This is a genomic window from Micromonospora sp. NPDC052213 (genome assembly GCF_040679695.1).
Lineage (GTDB): Bacteria > Actinomycetota > Actinomycetes > Mycobacteriales > Micromonosporaceae > Micromonospora.
In genome coordinates, this window is the sequence record NZ_JBFAVI010000421.1 from 1 (window position 1) to 1,043 (window position 1,043).

The following is a 1,043-nucleotide window of genomic DNA, read 5'->3' on the forward strand; positions in this document are numbered from 1 at the left end:
AACGCCGGAATACGCGCCTCGGTGTCCCGGGGGATCGAGATCAGGTACGCCTGGTCGTGGCTGGCCGGGATGTGCAGGATGATGATCGTGTCCGACCGGACGTCGTCGGCGGCCCAGCGCTCGCGGGCGTCCACGCCGAGCAGCAGCATGTCGATCGGGCCCTCGAGGCTGTTGCCGCCCTCGGCCTCGCTCTTGCCCGCGCCGCCGAGCAGGTTGCGCTGGGCGATGTTGTCGGTGGCCTGGCCGATGACCGCCTTGCTGCCGACGATGGCGACGCCACTGGTCACCATCAGCACGGCGCCGAGCACCAGCGTGAGCTTCGCCCAGAGCGGGTCCTTGCGCTTGGTGCGCTTCTTCTTGCCACCGCCGGGACCGCGACCGCCGGAACCGGGCTGTGTGGGGATGACCGGAGGGACCCGCCCGGATGATCCGGGTGCCGGTGACTGCGGGCGACGGCTGGTCTGGACCGACATGCGTGCTCCAGCTCGGTGATCGGGGGCGGGACCACTTTACGTATCTGTTCCCGTTCTCGCGACCTCGTAGGGCGGCAATTCCCATCAATGCCGGCCTACATCCTCGGGTTGTGGCCGAACGGGCAGGGGTAAGGAGCCGGTCGGCGGTTGGCCTCCGTGGTGGCGAGGCCCTAGCGCTCGTTCCCGGTCATGCCGTGCCGGCGTCAGCCGCCCGCGTTGTCGCCCGAACCCTTCTGGTTGGCCTGCATCCACTCGGCCATCCGGTCCGCGGCGATCGCCTTGTACATCGCCAGCGCCTTCTCCCGGTCGGAGACCACCACCGACTGGCCGTCGATGGTCTGGCCACCCAGGTGCGGGCTGGTGACGAACGTCAGGTTCTCGCCCCGCAGGCTGCGGAACTGCACTGCCATGTCGGTCAACGAGAATCCCTGGTCGACCGTGACGGCGGCGGTCACCGCCTTGAGGAAGTCGTTCAGCTTCTTCGGGTTGGTGAGCGTTCCGCTGCTTGCCGCCTTGTCCATCAGCGCCTTCAGGAATTCCTGCAGGTGCCGCTTCCGGGCGAAGTCGCGG

Annotated in this window: 2 pseudogenes; both read right to left on the minus strand. The window is 68.5% G+C overall.

The features are described from left to right. Window positions 1–473, minus strand: a pseudogene (locus AB0L34_RS34425) (LytR family transcriptional regulator); the annotation flags it as partial. A gap of 203 nt (window positions 474–676) precedes the next feature. Then, window positions 677–1,043 (minus strand): annotated as a pseudogene (locus AB0L34_RS34430) (LytR family transcriptional regulator); the annotation flags it as partial.